14 protein-coding genes and 2 pseudogenes are annotated in these 15671 nt (G+C 57.3%); 3 read left to right on the top strand and 13 right to left on the bottom strand.

The window, feature by feature from the left end; genetic code table 11:
• Nucleotides 1–79: 79 nt before the first annotated feature.
• Complete coding sequence (locus tag CAURIC_RS00430; RefSeq protein WP_265915231.1) at nucleotides 80–1228, bottom strand: sensor histidine kinase; 1149 nt, start codon at nucleotides 1226–1228, stop codon at nucleotides 80–82.
• Complete coding sequence (locus tag CAURIC_RS00425) at nucleotides 1225–1947, bottom strand: response regulator transcription factor (RefSeq protein ID WP_003859491.1); 723 nt, start codon at nucleotides 1945–1947, stop codon at nucleotides 1225–1227. The genes CAURIC_RS00430 and CAURIC_RS00425 overlap by 4 nt, the downstream gene beginning before the upstream one ends.
• Before the next feature lie 404 nt (nucleotides 1948–2351).
• On the opposite strand from CAURIC_RS00425, the gene CAURIC_RS00420 reads away from it, so the two are divergent.
• Both CAURIC_RS00420 and CAURIC_RS00415 read left to right on the top strand, forming a co-directional pair.
• A complete protein-coding gene (locus CAURIC_RS00420; RefSeq protein WP_035114909.1) occupies nucleotides 2352–2927 on the top strand; it encodes a CueP family metal-binding protein in 576 nt (191 codons plus the stop codon).
• A gap of 70 nt (nucleotides 2928–2997) precedes the next feature.
• Nucleotides 2998–4479 carry a multicopper oxidase family protein gene (locus tag CAURIC_RS00415; protein ID WP_290182905.1) on the top strand — a complete coding sequence of 494 codons (1482 nt, stop codon included), beginning with the start codon at nucleotides 2998–3000 and terminating at the stop codon, nucleotides 4477–4479.
• Between the two features lie 191 nt (nucleotides 4480–4670).
• Here the strand turns inward: CAURIC_RS00415 and CAURIC_RS00410 are convergent.
• Nucleotides 4671–5084: pseudogene (locus CAURIC_RS00410) on the bottom strand (IS6 family transposase); the annotation flags it as partial.
• A gap of 192 nt (nucleotides 5085–5276) precedes the next feature.
• Here CAURIC_RS00410 and CAURIC_RS00405 point away from each other — a divergent pair.
• Entirely contained in the window at nucleotides 5277–5948 is a 672-nt protein-coding gene (locus CAURIC_RS00405) for a ParA family protein (RefSeq protein ID WP_265915233.1), read from the top strand.
• 79 nt (nucleotides 5949–6027) lie between these two features.
• Here the strand turns inward: CAURIC_RS00405 and CAURIC_RS00400 are convergent, their stop codons facing one another.
• The 10 genes and pseudogenes from CAURIC_RS00400 to CAURIC_RS00355 all read right to left on the bottom strand — a co-directional run bounded on the left by CAURIC_RS00400 (nucleotide 6028) and on the right by CAURIC_RS00355 (nucleotide 15474).
• A complete protein-coding gene (locus tag CAURIC_RS00400; RefSeq protein WP_290182903.1) occupies nucleotides 6028–7491 on the bottom strand; it encodes a recombinase family protein in 1464 nt (487 codons plus the stop codon).
• A gap of 17 nt (nucleotides 7492–7508) precedes the next feature.
• Entirely contained in the window at nucleotides 7509–9050 is a 1542-nt protein-coding gene (locus CAURIC_RS00395; protein WP_265915235.1) for a hypothetical protein, read from the bottom strand.
• Between the two features lie 409 nt (nucleotides 9051–9459).
• Nucleotides 9460–9864 carry a hypothetical protein gene (locus CAURIC_RS00390; RefSeq protein WP_035114903.1) on the bottom strand — a complete coding sequence of 135 codons (405 nt, stop codon included), beginning with the start codon at nucleotides 9862–9864 and terminating at the stop codon, nucleotides 9460–9462.
• Between the two features lie 13 nt (nucleotides 9865–9877).
• Nucleotides 9878–10273, bottom strand: coding sequence for a putative toxin (locus CAURIC_RS00385; protein ID WP_290182898.1), 396 nt, complete (start codon nucleotides 10271–10273; stop codon nucleotides 9878–9880).
• 1002 nt (nucleotides 10274–11275) lie between these two features.
• On the bottom strand, nucleotides 11276–11611 hold the full coding sequence (locus CAURIC_RS00380) for a hypothetical protein (protein ID WP_290182896.1): 336 nt from the start codon (nucleotides 11609–11611) through the stop codon (nucleotides 11276–11278).
• A 54-nt stretch (nucleotides 11612–11665) separates the two neighbouring features.
• Nucleotides 11666–11833 (bottom strand): hypothetical protein, encoded by a 168-nt coding sequence (locus CAURIC_RS00375; RefSeq protein WP_235700782.1) that lies wholly within the window; start codon nucleotides 11831–11833, stop codon nucleotides 11666–11668.
• Between the two features lie 232 nt (nucleotides 11834–12065).
• Entirely contained in the window at nucleotides 12066–12503 is a 438-nt protein-coding gene (locus CAURIC_RS00370) for a hypothetical protein (RefSeq protein ID WP_035114896.1), read from the bottom strand.
• Nucleotides 12496–12756 carry an HNH/ENDO VII family nuclease gene (locus tag CAURIC_RS00365; RefSeq protein WP_290183443.1) on the bottom strand — a complete coding sequence of 87 codons (261 nt, stop codon included), beginning with the start codon at nucleotides 12754–12756 and terminating at the stop codon, nucleotides 12496–12498. The genes CAURIC_RS00370 and CAURIC_RS00365 overlap by 8 nt, the downstream gene beginning before the upstream one ends.
• A gap of 235 nt (nucleotides 12757–12991) precedes the next feature.
• Nucleotides 12992–14300: pseudogene (locus CAURIC_RS00360) on the bottom strand (ISL3 family transposase).
• Between the two features lie 532 nt (nucleotides 14301–14832).
• Nucleotides 14833–15474, bottom strand: coding sequence for a hypothetical protein (locus CAURIC_RS00355; protein ID WP_035114894.1), 642 nt, complete (start codon nucleotides 15472–15474; stop codon nucleotides 14833–14835).
• Nucleotides 15475–15671 lie beyond the last annotated feature (197 nt).

The following is a 15671-nucleotide window of genomic DNA, read 5'->3' as shown; positions in this document are numbered from 1 at the left end:
CGGGGTTTCCTCTCCCATTATATACCCCTATGGGGTATTGTCCAGGGGTTGATACGGATCGCTGCCGAGGTCATCAGAATTATTGTCCCCGGGAGTGGGGGTCACTGAGCATCAGGGACACGTTTTCCTGGTGCAGGGGAAGACGGATGGTGAAGACCGATCCGGCACCGGGGCCAGGAGAGGTGGCGGTGAGAGTGCCGCCGTGGGCCTCGATCAATGCCTTGGAGATGGTCAGACCGATACCGGCCCCGCCGTTGTCCCGGCTGCGGGCGGCATCCCCCCGGTAGAAGCGTTCGAAGATGTGTCCGAGCTGGCCAGGTGGGATGCCCTCGCCGTCATCGGCGACGTGGATGAGCGCGGTGGACGCCCCCTGTCGGTGGACGCTGATCCGGACCTGCCCGCCGGCCGGGGTGTGCCGTAGCGCGTTCGACAGGAGATTGCTCATCACCTGGCCGAAGCGTTGCCGGTCCACGAGCACCCGGGCTGTGTCCGTAATGGTCTCGACCTGTAAATCGACGCCTTTGTCAGCATAAGCTTCCCCCGCGGCAGCAGCGGCGGTATGGAGCAGATCCCCGAGCCCTTCCTCCGCCAGGTCCAAATCGATCCGGTGTTCCTGGGCCCGGGAGACATCGTCGATGTCTTCCATCAACCGGGTCAGGCGGGTGAGTTGGTCAGCCATGATCGTGTGGGTGGCATTATTCCAGTCCACGACCCCGTCCTGGAGACCATCGAGGTAGACCGTGAGCACCGATAAGGGGGTGCCCATTTCGTGGGCCAGATCAGAGAGCATCTGGCGGCGGACCTGTTCGGTGTGTTCCAGCCGGTCGGCCATGGTGTTGAAGGCATGCGCCAGGGTGGTGACCTCGGGGCCTGCTTCTCCGGCGGGCACGCGGATACGGTAGTTGCCGGCCGTCAGGCTGGTAGCGGCGCGGGTGAGATCCTGCAGGGGGGTGCGCAGGCGACGCGATAACCACAGGCTGGCCAGCAGGGCGCTGATCAAGGCGGTGGGCAGGGCGACGGCCAGGGTGATCAGGTTGGCGTCCCGGTAGGCCTGCTCGGCATGGAACAGCTCCAGCGAGGGGTCCTCCCGGCCGGTCATCAACATATGATCATGGAACAGGGTCGGGCCCACCACCGTGGCCACGGCCGCGGCAACCAGCAGGCTAATCACCACGACCAACACCTGGGCGGCCAGGAAGCGGAAGGTCAGGCCGGGTCCGTGATTCATGGCTGCCCCACCCGGTAGCCCACGCCACGCACGGTGTCGATAAACCCCCGGCCCCGGGTGTCGGTGCCGAGCTTGCGACGCAAGTTGCCGATGTGGACATCGACGATGCGTTCATCACCGACCCAGGTGGTGTCCCAGACCTCGGTGACCAGGTCGTGTCGGGTCAGCACCTGGCCGGGGCGCAGGGCCAGGGCAACCAGCAGCTCGAACTCCGTGCGGGTGAGCTCCACGGTCGTCTCCCCCACCCGCACCTGATGGGCGACGGGGTCAAGGATGAGGTCACCAACGATCAAGGGGGTGGTCACCTGCGGTGGGGTGGTGCTGGTGCGCGGGCGGCGCAGCACCGCATGCACCCGGGTCACCAGTTCCCGGATGCTAAAAGGTTTGGTGATGTAGTCATCCGCCCCCAGGGTCAAACCGCTGATCTTGTCGTCCTCGCTGCCACGCGCGGTGAGCATGAGGATGTAGCAGTCCGAGAAGGTGCGGATCCGTCGGCACACCTCCAGGCCGTCGAGTTCGGGCAGCCCCAGATCCAGCACCACAACATCGGGGGAAAAGCGACGGGCCTCGTCCACGGCCTGGGTGCCGGTGTGCGCCTGGCGGGTGTCAAAGCCGGCCCGGATGAGGTAGGAGGCCACCATCTGAGCCAGGGGTTGTTCATCATCGACGACCAGCACCCGCCCCGGGGGCGTGGCGGTGGTCGGTGTGCGGTCAGCCATAGACCCCAGTATCGCTCCGGCCAGGGGAGAATACCACCCTCGCTCAGTGCCCTGCGGGGAAACCTTCATCAAATCTTCAAACATCACCCTTCGACCGCCGTCACCCCTGTGCCCCACCCCGGGCCGGCGGCATCGCCTCCCCTGGTCAGTTCAGCAGGCGCCACCAGGGATTTCACTGCCTGCACCGCATACCCGGGGCGGGTAGAAGGACATCGCCCACGGCTGTGGGGTGGTGTCCCGGTGGTGACCCAGCCCACCGGAGTCACCCCCTTTTCGCCCTGTCATAAGGCTGTGAGCAGGGTTTTTGATTTCTGGGCCGTCAGGCACCCGTGCTAGATAAAGGTATGGCATCGACCTTGAGGCGGTGTCTTCTCACGGTCCTACCACGATCCAAGGAGATTGACGTGAAACAAGCAGCGATCGCAGCCGCCGCCCTTGCCCTCGCCCTCACGGGGTGTTCGGCCGCCGACCCGGAACCTACCGCCGACGGGACGGTGTCCCAGGATACATTCCTGACTACCCATGGCCTGGCCGCCATGGACGCGGTGGAGATCATTGATCACCTCGACCGGCAGAAGGTCACTGAGCGTCCCACGGATCTGATCGCCTCCGTGCGTGCCGATGAACTGCTGCTCTCGAGCGATGACCAGGAAGTCGTGGTCGATCTTCCCGACAATCAGACGTATGTCTCGATCGCACCCTATCTCACCTCCACCCACGACTGCTTCTACCACAGCCTCACGACCTGCCTGGGGGAACTCGACAATGAGGATATCCAGGTCACGATCACCGATGAGGCGACCGGTGAGGTGCTGGTGGACGAGGCGACAACCACCTTCGACAACGGGTTTGTCGGCTTCTGGCTTCCCGATGAGGCCACCGGCACCATCGAGATCACCCATCAGGGGCGCACCGGTGTCACCGAGTTCTCCACCACCGAGGACGGGGCCACCTGTGTCACGGACCTGCGCCTGACCTGATGCCTCAGCAGTGGGTTTCCCCTGATCCTTCCCCTGTGTCACTCAGACTTGCACCAAGGACGGTTTAACCATGACAAGTAGTTTTTCCCGGCGACAGGTTCTGCTCGGCGGGCTCGTACTCGCCGGCACCGGCGCCCTGGCCGCCTGCACCAGCGACCCTGGACCCGCTGCCTCGGCACCAGGTCCCTCCCTTCGCCCCACTCCTACCCCCACTGCGCTCGGTGAGCCGACGGTGCGCCGGACACTGACCGCCCGGCCCCTCTCCCTGGATATCGGCGGCATCGAAGCCAAGACGTGGGGATACGTCTCTGACACCGGGGATGCGGCCATTGAGGCCACCGCCGGCGACGTCCTCCAGGTCGATATCACCAATGAACTGCCTGAGAGCACCTCCATCCACTGGCATGGCATCGCACTCCACAACGCAGCCGACGGTGTGCCCGGCATGACCCAGGACCCCATTGAACCTGGCGAGTCTTTCTCCTATGTTTTTGAAGTCCCCCACGGTGGCACCTACTTCTACCATTCCCACACCGGCCTGCAGCTTGATCGCGGCCTCCACGCCCCACTGATCATCCGCGACCCGGACGACGCAGAGGATCAGGACGTCGAGTGGACCATCGTGCTCGACGACTGGGTCGATGGCATTCATGGCACTCCCGACGATGAGCTCGACAAGCTCACCGGAATGGGCTCGGACGACCATAACGGGAGGATGGGAATGGGAGGTCACAGCCAGATGATGCACGGCACCCCGGACCGGGTACTGGGCGGAGATGTCGGCGATGTGATGTATCCGCACTACCTCATCAACGGACGCATTCCCCGGGCGCACCGAACGTTTAATGCCCGACCGGGGGATAAAGCCCGCCTGCGGTTTATCAACTCCGGCGGTGACACCATCTTCAAGGTGGCCCTCGGTGGCCACCGCATGACCGTCACCCACACCGACGGCTTCCCTGTCCAGCCCTGGGAGACCGAATCGATCTACCTGTCGATGGGCGAGCGTGTCGACGTCGAGGTCATCCTCGGCGACGGCATCTTCCCGCTCACGGCTTTGGCGGTGGGTAAGGACGACCGCGCCTTCGCCGTCATCCGCACCGCCGGCGGCCAGGCCCCCCGCCCCGATGTCGACTTCCCCGAGTTGTCGTCCACCGGACTGCTTCTGTCCTCCCTGAAGCCAGCAGACCGTGCACTCCTGCCCGAGGGCACACCAGACCGAGAAGTCAGCATCGACCTGGGCGGGCAGATGATGCCGTATGAATGGAGCATTCTCACCGACGGCCAATCCTCCTCCGCGACCGTGCAGGAGGGCCAGCGCCTGCGGATGGTCATGCGCAACAGGACCATGATGCCCCATCCCATGCACATCCACGGCCACACCTGGGCGCTACCCGGCAGCGGCGGGCTACGCAAGGACACCGTCCTTCTCCGCCACGGTGAAACCATGATCGCCGACCTGATCGCTGACAACCCCGGTGAGTGGGCATTTCACTGCCATAACGCCTATCACATGGAAACCGGGATGGTCAGCTCGCTTCGCTACGAGTAACCCCCACAGCAGGGTTGAGTGCCGAGGTGGGCAGAGTCGCTGCAGACCACCCACCGGGCAGCACGATGACCTTCCTCGGTGTTGTGGTCTTCCGGGACAACCAGAACATTGTCTTCTTCCCCACCGCCCCGGAGTAAGGAGATCTAATCCATGCCGAGCACACCCCGCAGAGCCGCCATCGCGGTTGCCGCGGTGCTGATCACCCGCGGATAGCTTGCCGATTTATTCGACCGTAGGGTCTTGGCCAGGAAACGCTTCGCTGCGGCCACGTTCCGCTTTGGGGAGAGGTAAAAGTCCAGGGTCTGCCCACCGGCGGTAATAGCCCGGTAGAGATAGCACCACGTGCCGCCGACCCGAATATAGGTCTCATCCACCCGCCAGGACCGGGCCTGCCAGTCGGGTACCTGCCGGTACCAGCGAGTCTGCTTATCCAGCTCAGGGGCGCATTTCTGCACCCAGCGGTAGATCGTGGTGTGATCGACTGGCACACCCCGCTCGGTCATCATTTCTTCGAGATCGCGGTAGCTCACCCCGTAGCGGCAGTACCACCGCACCGCCCACAGGATGATGTCACGGGGGAAATGCCGACCGGAGAAGATGCCCATGGCTCTGATTATTTCACGCCGGTCTTTCTACTGCCCCAACTTTGCAACAGCACCCCAAAATGGTGATATTAGGGATTGCGGACACGCCGGTCCGACGCCGAGGACGCGAGCAGGGCCTAGCCTCCCCCACTCGGGCTAATGTCACTAAGCTCGAGTCTCACACACTGAAAATTCACCCCAGAAAAGGCAATCATGATTCTAACCGTAGCCAATCTCAAAGGTGGTTCCGGCAGAACTACTACAGCACTGATGCTGGCGCAGGTGGCCAGTGAGCATGGAGCGAGTGTCCGGGTGGTAGATGCCGTCTATCAAGGCCATGCCGCATCAACCGCTAAATACGCGACCAAGGAGGGTAGTCCTCTACCGTTCCCCGTTGACCACGTTCCGATCTACCAGAAGCATCCTGAGACATACCCGCTAACCGATCGAATTCTGAACCCTTCTAGCCAATACGATTTGACGATTATTGACACACCGTCGCACAGCCCCGCAGCCATTCGAATTCTCTCTCCTGTCTCAGATTTCGTGATTATACCGGCATTCCCAAGCAGCGCGGACTTCCACCCAACGCTGGCCACCGTAGAATCAGTGGCAGGGCCCTGTGCAGTACTACTCAATCGCATAGGGCGCGCCGTTACCCTTGAGGCTGAGTTCCTCCTCCAACTCCAGAAAAAGAACGTCAATATTTTCGATACGGCAATCCCGGACATAAAGGCACTCCGGGGACCATTCGAAGGACGTATGAAAGACAATCTCTACGATTACGAAATGGTCGCCGGAGAACTTCAGGAAATGCTCCGAAGTAAGATCAACGTAGCGTGGGGAACGACGTACAAACCTAAAAGCACCGCGGTCCCAAATTAATGACGGTCGCCAATCAGTCGGACCCTTGAGAATCAGCCTGCCCCGAGGCAGTCAACAGTGATTTACAGATTGACCAGGATTATTTCCAGGTTACCTGGACACGGTTCGGGTCGAATTGCTTGGCACCCGCCCTGCCGGGAAGGATATGTATTTCCATGAGTAGACGGGTGAGCCGCCGCTTATCCTGAACCGAGGCTCCCTCCCACCACTCGGGAAAGTCAGAAGCATCTGCCAGTTCAGCAGCGAGCGGATCAGCATCATGCACCGCTGTCAGCTCCGCGAGCCGAGACTCAATGGTAGCCACCTGTTTAGCGATCTTATTCTCGAGCCGACCAAAGGTATCAACGTCAATATTACCGGCGATCACAGACTCCTCGATGCTCTCGCGGCGCGCTAAGAGAGCATTCCGATCAGCAAGTAAGTGCTGAAGCTCGTCAGTGGCAGCATCGTCCTCAGCCGGGGCAAGAGCCTGCTGTATGACCCTCAGGGCATCAGGCTCGGCCATGCGGGCTAAGATGACACGCTCGATGAACTCGTCAATTTCGGCGCCGATAGAGACGTGCTTACCGCCTGGGTTTGAGCGTTTGCACGTGTAGAAGCGCTGCATGGAACCATCTCTACGCCCGCGACTGCGTGAATACATCGGATCACCGCAGGTACAAGTCAGCACGGAAGCAAGGTAACGCGTCGGTGCATTGCCGGAGTGATTACTTCGGCGCGCCGGATCACGAAGCACGACATCAAGATTTTCGCCAGTTGCCTCGTCGATAATTGCCGGCCACGTACCAGGCCCAAGGATCTGCCTGTTCTTAATAAGGCGGTAACCAGTCGCAGGGTCGGTGGGATTGAAGGTGCTTATGCCCCGTACGCGAGGGTTAAGCAAGATATCTCGCAGCGTCTGTGGGGACATCTCTCGGCCGGAAGTGGACTGGATGTCGCGGGCATGGAAGATCTCACGGACAATTTCGCGCAGTGTCTTGCCAGCCAGAACCAACTGCGCAGCATCGCGGATAGCCTGGGCCTCGTCGTCGATGACTGTCATACCGTCCACCCCGTAACCAAGCATCCGACGTCCACCAGTCTTGGGACGGCCGGTACGTGCTCGGTCCTCGTAGGCTGCACGAATACGGGCAGCACGGTCAATGCTCTCCTGCTCGGCGATCAGCCCCAGGATGACGATGGTAAGCCGCGAAGCAGGGTCGGAGGGATCGATGTCATATCCGCGGTTCGCGCGCACGCGAACGTTGTATCGCTCGCACAGCTCAAACAGCGCCAACGTGTCCTTGGTTCGGCGGGTGAGCCGATCCAATGCGTACACGTAGACAACGTCCAGCTCGTCGGCCTCAATAGACTTGATGAGCTTGTCATACTCCGGCCGGAACTCACCGGAGAAAGCTGAAATGTTGTTGTCGACGTAGGTGGCGACTAGGCTCGCCTCGTCGGCCTCAGCCTGCTTGGTAGCCAAGTAAACTTGTCGCTTCACACCGGCTTCTTCTTTAAGGTCGAGCGAAATACGGGCGTAAATGGCAGCACGAAGGGTCATGGCCTATATCGTACCCACTATCCTTGTTCTGATTTACCGGAACCCGTTGCGCCCACACACAAGCCGTGAGGGCCCATTCCGTTTTTCGCAGATTCTTTAATGTCTAGGCAGATCGGTTGAGCTTCAGCATCAATTCCGAACGGGACCTTGAGGAAATCGGCCGCGGACTTGGGCTCCCACTGTCGGCCAATATCGTAGGTGGCGAAATCCTCGATTCCTAGCATCGCGTCCAAGCCAATAGTTTGTTCCAGCGGAGCATCCGGTGTTTTATCTTCCACCAAGCGCAATGGCGCAAGTGCCCGCGTGATGGCTGTGGCCTGTGCACAATCCACTCGGTCTAAATGACCGGAGAATCCCCCGTACAGGGCACGTTCCACGTAGCCCTTCTCCCCCTGTTCGGGCTGACGAATCTCGCCGCGATCCAATAGCTCGGACTGAAAACTACGGTCTTCATTGAGAGTGACACGCACATCGACATGGGAGGGCTCATTTTGCTGATGCGCCGTCGTCGCCAGAAGAGTCACACGAGCTTTATCCAAACTGGGGATGGTGCCGATTTCCTGCGCGATAGCGTGCCCGTGTGGGGTATCCATGTTCGCCACGACCATGAGGAACGGCTCATCGAGCGCCGTCATTTTGTAACGCGCGCGTTCCTGCAATAGTTCTGCGCGCCGTCGTAGTTCAGTGATTAAGGCTCCGGCGGAGTTTTCATCGTGGGAGACTTGGCGTCGTCCAATAGGTCCATCGAACCGATCTTTGCTGAGCAGATGTGGGAGCCACAATGCCCACCGGCCATTATCAGTTGGGTCGGAAAGCGGCATCGTCACATGGATGGACAAATCATCTGGTGAATGGAACACAGCTGCCTGAGTAATGATAGCCCGAATCGCTTCAGCGGTGAGCTCCGCTGGCCCGACGATGGAAACACTGCCGCGCGCAGGGATGGCCAGCGGGGAGTTCTCGATCGTTCGAGCGCGCTTGAGCATACGATCCATGTGCGCCTGCGCGATCGGCTCGGTAATAGCCATGGGATCAGCAGTCTCTTTAGGCGCTATGCCACAAGCGAGGTCGGCTACCCCAGTGCCGATGCGGATAACCAAAACATCTTCGTCAGTCCGGCGCCGTTCCCACAAACGAAAAGGGTTACGAATGGCATCCGTAAGGGCCGCCGGGGCAGGATTACGTACTTGCGAAAGATGCAACTGCGCCTGCGCGCGGGCACGTACTTCGCTTTCGGTTTCCTGAAGATGGTCAAGGAACCTCTCGCGGGCGATTTCCGCTTCTTTCCGCTTGCCTGTTTTGGAGCGGATAAACATGACGGTGGCGCCGAGAATTACGACCACAAACATAACAGCTCCGACCGCCATGCGAATGGGATTGCCCGAAGACATCATCATCAACACCATTCCCATGCCACCCACCACGGGCAGAATAAAGGAGATTATGTTCGCGCCCTGACCATTCGATCGCACGGTAGGCACGGCCGCGAGTTGGATCGGTTTTTCCGCGGCTATTCTTTGATGTGTCCGCGCGGGGCGATGAACAATGCGTGTAGACATGATCCTCTATCGATGCGGTTGCCGAACTTACGGGCTCCAGACCCTATACATTGCGAGAGCTATTCATCGAGTGTAAACGAGGCAAACTTCGGGTGCGCCACTACGCGCCAAGAGGCTTTCCCGTTCGGCCGGGCTGGGGCTTTTCTATAATGACGCCTCGCTTCACCCCGATGAACGCCGCACCGCAAGCCAACGACACACACCTTTCACGTTAAAAGCAGGAGGCAGAGTCACGAACTTTTCGACATCTTTTCAATGTCTTTTTTAAACCGCGGATCAGTAGCATACGCGGTGTCTGTGACCCACTGGAACTCCGGATGCTCACGAAACGCCTTCTTCTTCACCCCGCATGCAATGAGCGTTCCCTGCCACTCATAAAGAATCTCCGGCTCATTGACGCTAGTGGCTTTCAAAACCGATTGAACTGATCAAAATTCTTCGGATGAATATTGTAAATCATGAGGTTCGTATCAGCCTCAACGATCGCACGGATGGCGCGGCGATCCCCACCAGAGTCGATGTAGAACAACATCTCATCCACCGCATAGGTGATATCCAAATCCTTCGCACCCAGATTAATAAGCATGCCCATATACGACCGAGACCACTCATCCAACGGGCGTTCAGCCTTATGCCGATGCTGGGCAATGAACTGCCGCTTCTGCGCCGGCGAAAACGTTCGTTTTGCCTCCGTAACATGATCAATGATGCTGTTCGGGTCTTGGTAAAAATCCGGTTTGATCTCCCTCAGCTCAGCGATGATCTGCTCGTCAATCGCCGGGCCTTTAGGCTCATATGGGTTGGGGATATCCATTGTGTGTCTCCTTCTATAGCGTCGTAATAGTTCGGGCAATCGCAGATTCTGACATGGTGTGATGCACCACTTGTCCCTCCGCGATCGCCGTCTGCAACGGGCCAGACAGCTTCGTCTCTGGGGCCGTCACCAAATGGTACGCAGCTTTTTCTGCTTTCGCTTGAGCTATGCCATCTTTCAGCTGCGAGGTGAGCCCTTGCTTTTTGACGAACTTCGTCTCAACAATAGATTGATTATTCAGCGTAATGTCAGTGATACGGGTTTTACCGCTGATAGCAGCGTAGGAGCTCCGCGGATTCGCCTCATCGAATTGACCTGCGAATGTATCCTTCGCGATGGACTCACCCAAAGCACCCTTCTGCTGCGGGGTCAGCGCATCGATCTGGCGTTGCAGCTGCTTATTTTTCACATGGCTCGCCAACCCCAGTACGTCGACCCAGTGTGCTGCGTGGTCAACATACCCCTGCCCAGACGCCACCCGCGAGTACTAATGTGTCTAACCCTGCGATATCTAGGTTGGCTGGGGGCAGTAACCAGTTTCGGAAAAAGGAAGGAACTAGCGGGACCGGTATCAACAAGGTTGCAGGAGTAACCGACGGCACGACCAGCGAAGTCGCTAATTTTCGATGGCGTCTTGAACGAATTGCAGATCTGCTAGTGTGGTCTCATTCGGTGGAAAGCACACTCTCGCAAGGGTTCACTCACTAGCGTGAATGACGTGGGCAGAATTAGGGGAAAACCTCTGCCCAGGATTCGTATATCGAGTGAGATTTACCCAGCCGACACTCTTCGTCTTAGCTGGGGATCGTTTCTTGACGCTCGATTGTGGTGGGGTCAGTACTGAACGATCAGGCTTAAGAACACCGTAGAGTTCGGAGAAGGTTGAATACATTCGAATTCTGGAAGAGCAAGATTCCCTAAAGTGATGTGGGATGAGAAGACTATTCCAAGTAAACTTTGTGACAATCCATTCTACTGGCGTGTCCGCGACTGTCCGAACTCGAATTCTTGCTTAAAACATGATTGCATCTTCCGCACGGTACCACCGTACGGCTTTGAAACTTCCAACTTCTAGCACATTCCTTCATCTGGGGTCGCTTGCATCGTAGAAACTACCGCCTTCGCAGTGATCGAGCGAATATGGCCGTCGTAGTCAGCGGTAGCTTAATTGCCTCAGCCAGCGCGCTTTTTGCGGTATCGCTCGAGGACTACACGTCTCCACTGTTGACGATGAAGTTTTCAGTAGGATTGGGTCGGCCCTGTAAGAGTGGACCAGACTACAATATCGATATATACGGAACGAGATCCGGTGCCGACGTCGACACTACGGCGTCGTTAGCATAATCTAAGAAATCCTGCCCAGGTAGACGGGAATAATCAAACGGCTCCCTTTGCAGCCCTAGAAAGTGATCTATGGTTGGTAGATGACTTGGATTGCATCCAATACTGGGCGAGGGATGCTGGTATCCCGCAACTCACTAACCAAGCGCGCACCTCTTTCAGGTGGCAGGCCTAGATCATCAACCTTGGTTCGATGTGTTCCACGTGCTGAATGGAATGCACCGGCATCGAGCTGAATGTCAACAATAATTGCCGAAGCAGCTGTCTTTTCTAGTGGGGTGTATCCAGGGTCATTGAATATAGACAACGCTTTTACTAAGACCTCGTTAGCTACATCTGGCCAATCTTCAATAATGATCGGACTGATCGAATCAGGGAGCTGGCATCGATCAACGGGAATTCCCATGAGACGAACATCGTGCATTGAGCAACTGCTGAAGTCGCATCCAAGCAGTTGATCCTAGGCCTGGTTTTCGAAAATAGTGACATGGGCCAGCTTGCCAACAATAGTGCTTTCCATCATCGAGAGAGAAGTAACAGGTTGAGATCGTTTCCCGTAAATCGACACGTCTTGAAACGTGCTGGCTTCAACATGAGAAAGAACAGTCACATCGATCTGTTTCTGCACTTTTATGACATTGGTGTTGACCAATCTGACATGATCCCAAGAGTCACAGTTGCTGAACTGCGGGTCATAAACCTGACACCCGTTCAGTGAAACGTGCCTCCCAGCGCAACGGTTAAAAGCAGTGTGAATAAAAGAGCAGTTTTCAAAGGAAACACTATCGAAAACCACTTCATCAAATGACCTATCGTTCAATGATAGGCCGCGTTGAAGCCCTTGAATCTTCTCCCTCGAGTTAGACACTCGGATCCCCATTGGCCTTGAGGCAGGCGTACGCCCACGCTGTAAGACTCGGGAATTTTTTCCCGAACCATTCCTCGTCTTCTGTATTGAAATAGCCACACATCACGGCGTCTTCTACATACTGGAGCACAAGATAATCGTTGTCACCCATCTCGCCAGCAGCGAATAAGTCATCATGACCAGGGTAGTCTTCGTGGAACTCGGCATTGAGAGTAAGCGCACGTCGATCGGGCGAATAGGGTACGGGCAACGGTGAAAACATTTCCACTCCGACTAGAGCCCATCGATCACATTGAGTAAAGAGATATTTGAAATCTTCAGGTAGCCATGCCGGAGCCTCAGCAAACCCTGCTTCGATCTCTCGTAAGCGGCTTCCTTTTCCAAATGCGTAGCTGTCTTCGAATCCCGCGAAATCTTCTAAGTTAATCATTAAAGTCTAGAGCCCTTTCTTGCCAGTATTGCCGTTTCCACGCTTTGACAGCACTTCGATTTACAGGAGTCACATCCGTTGGGAATTCACTGGTCTTTAAGCCAGTAACAATATGAAGAGTTCTATGGTTGCTTTTATGCTGCGCCTTAGTCAACTCTACTAAAGTGGATTTATCATCTTGGCCAATGTGGTGGATCTGTAGTGACTGTCCATCATGCCCAATTGGTGCGATTCCTCTTGCCATTCGATCTATATTGGTTTCACCTTTATGTATATGATGGGGTCAAACAAGTGTCCCACATCACTCTTATAAGCTTTCTTCCCGAGTACGTCGCGTGAGACCCAGTGACCTATCCGACAATGAGCATTCTTACCTACTAGCCCCAGTACGTCGACCCAGTGTGCTGCGTGGTCAACATACCCCTGCCCAGACACCACCCGAGGCGCTAACCCCAACGGGTCCTGGGCGTTATACGGCTCTTCCGGGTTTAGAGTGCGTTGATCTTGGCGTGGAGCCCTCCCGAGTGAATCAGCGACCGCAAGATGTAGTGGTTGAGGTTGCGGAAACCCAGGGCGATTCCCCGCAGGTGCTCGAGCCTGCCGTTGATCGCCTCGACCGGCCCGGTGGATGCGCCGGTGTCGAAGTAGGCGAGGATCTCCGCCCGGCGTTTCCACATCGTCCGACCCAACTGCCCCAGCTCCTGGACCCCGGCCGGGAGATCTTTCCGGATCCGGCACATCACCGTGACCATCCCCTTCTTCCCGACCCGACGATCGGGATGCTCATATGCTGTAATGATGTCCTGATACGTCCAATGAGTCACGTCCACAGCCACGTGCTGTTCGTCGGCGAACACCGCGTCCAGCTTCGCTTGCTGCTTGTCGGTCAGCAGACCCATCCGGATCCAGCACAATCCGACGCACCCCGTACAGGGGATCTCCTGACCTGCCGCGATGCCCGCACGTGTCCTGCTGGATCCGCTGCCGGGTCAAGGTGAGCTTATCAGCGGCCAGATGCACCACAGGGAACGGATCCATCACCTTCCTCGCTTTGGGCAGCTGCTCGCCGGTGGCGGTGTGGTAACCGGCGAACCCATCCATCGCCACGACTTTCACCCGGTCACGGAAGGACTTCTCCCGGGCGGCGAGCCAGCGGCGCAGGACCTCAGCCGATCGGCCCGGCACCATGTCCAGCAGCCGGGCAGGCCCGGTGCCGTCGATATTCGGGGTCAGGTCGACGATGACGGTGACGAAGCCGGGGGTGCCGTCGCCGCGGCGGTGTTTCCACTTGTGCTCATCGACCCCCAGAACACGTACTCCGGCCCGGGGGGGATCGGAGTAGACCAGCTCACGGGCCTGATCCAGTGCCACCTGGTTGACCAGATCCCACCCGATGCCCAGGGACGTCGAGATCGAGGCAACACTCATCCGGTCGATCGCCAGACGCTGGAGGATCCAGCGCGTGGCGATCGGGCGGTGAGCTTGGCTTTCGGCTTCGCGCACGTCAGTTGCTGCTGGAAGAGATTCACCGTGCACGCGGTGTTGGTGCAGGTCAACCGTGGTACCCGGATCCGTAACCGGGTGGGATGCCCGACGACGGGCAGGTCGACGAGCTGCCGGACCCGGTGACCACGCAGCCGCCCCTTCCATCCCGCAGGTTGTGCACGAGGGGTCCACGGTAACTGGGCGGCAGGTGATCCACGTATGATTTCCGCCAATGGCAGCACCTGTGATCGTCAGGCCGAGTTCGACGGTGCGGATGATGGTGTCAGCGACAACAGACGTAGAATCGGGCATAGGTCCTCGGGGCGAAAGATGGTTGTGTGGTAACACCCATCTCCGCACCGGGGGCCCCTATATCGTGTGGTGGGTCCCGACTCTCATGTGTGTTCTCTCATCCCGGCTACGCACCCTAGATCCGGAAGAGCCAGATAACGCCAGCAGCTTATGCATGCAGTCGTTTCGGGATGATCATTGTGGTCCGTCAGCTGCGGCAGGTCAAACTGTAATCGATTTTCAACGAAACTATCTGTTCAGAATCCAGCGAGTCCCGGATCCGTGGTGGTGTCAATGAGCTCACAAGGCGTGGCGTCGCAACAGTTATGGAGGTGCAGATGCTCCGATCTATAGATCCCGTGAGAATGGATTGCCCGGCTTGCCGTTAGTATCGAGTCGGGCTTCACCTCGACTTCTGTCTTCCGTAACGATGGGGGATAAACCTTCTACGTGGAGGAGGACAATTTGATCAAAGTTGGGGCGTTCTACGATTAAATGGTAGCAGTTCAGGATCTTTTTAAATCTGAATCGAACTGGATAAGATTTAGAAATCTCAAGAGTCGTCGGCGCCTTTAACAACGCTGGGAATTGGCTGCCCCAGACATAAACATCTGAATTGTTCGAGCCATAAATCGGGATCCCCTAAGCCGAAGACGGTCCAAGGTACAAGCGGGAGGTTGCGTTCTGACTGTGTTGGCTCTCGTACCGCAGCTTTAGATTCGTGCATCTTGATGCGCCAATCGGTGCGATCCAACTCGTTAGGACGGATGCCCAACGTGATTGACTGAAGCTTTCGTCTGGGGACGAAGTCGAGAAGATACGGACTGTAGTCTTCGACTTCTGCCAGAATTGCCGTGGCCTCTGGATCGAACACGTAAGCAGTCGGATCTAGTTTACCTATCCTCACAAATGGTCCGCCTTTTCCGAAAAAGCTGTTTTGTAGTGTGAAGGGCGGAATAATCCATTCTTGGCCGAGGTCACTCCACTGTGTAACTAGAGAGGTGTTCTCTACTCCTAGAACGGCCAAATTATTATCTGTAAACGGGATACCAATAAGACAACCGAAACCTACGTGAAAAGCTTTGCGTAAAAGGTAGGCATCTACACTTCCGCGTTTCAACTGCAGTCTCAAATGAAGATTATCGGCGCGTCGTATGGCTTTAGAGTTGGGATCTAAAACAATCTGGTAGGCCACTAGTCCCTCACATTCCGTAAACTCTAATTGCCTCTGAATCTACCATGTATCGCGCCCATTTCAGCGCCCCATTGCGTACATTCTTTCCCGCTGATCCATTTATTCCTATCTCGTGGCGAGCATTCAAGAGTAAGCGGTCCTCCTTCGCCATGCCGTGCGAGTCGATTCCTAGTTCTTCGAGAGCCCGTGCCTGTCGA

This window comes from Corynebacterium auriscanis (assembly GCF_030408435.1).
Taxonomy (GTDB): Bacteria; Actinomycetota; Actinomycetes; order Mycobacteriales; family Mycobacteriaceae; genus Corynebacterium; species Corynebacterium auriscanis.
The sequence above is the reverse complement of the archived record's forward strand: the minus strand, read 5'-3'. Positions and strand labels throughout refer to the sequence as shown.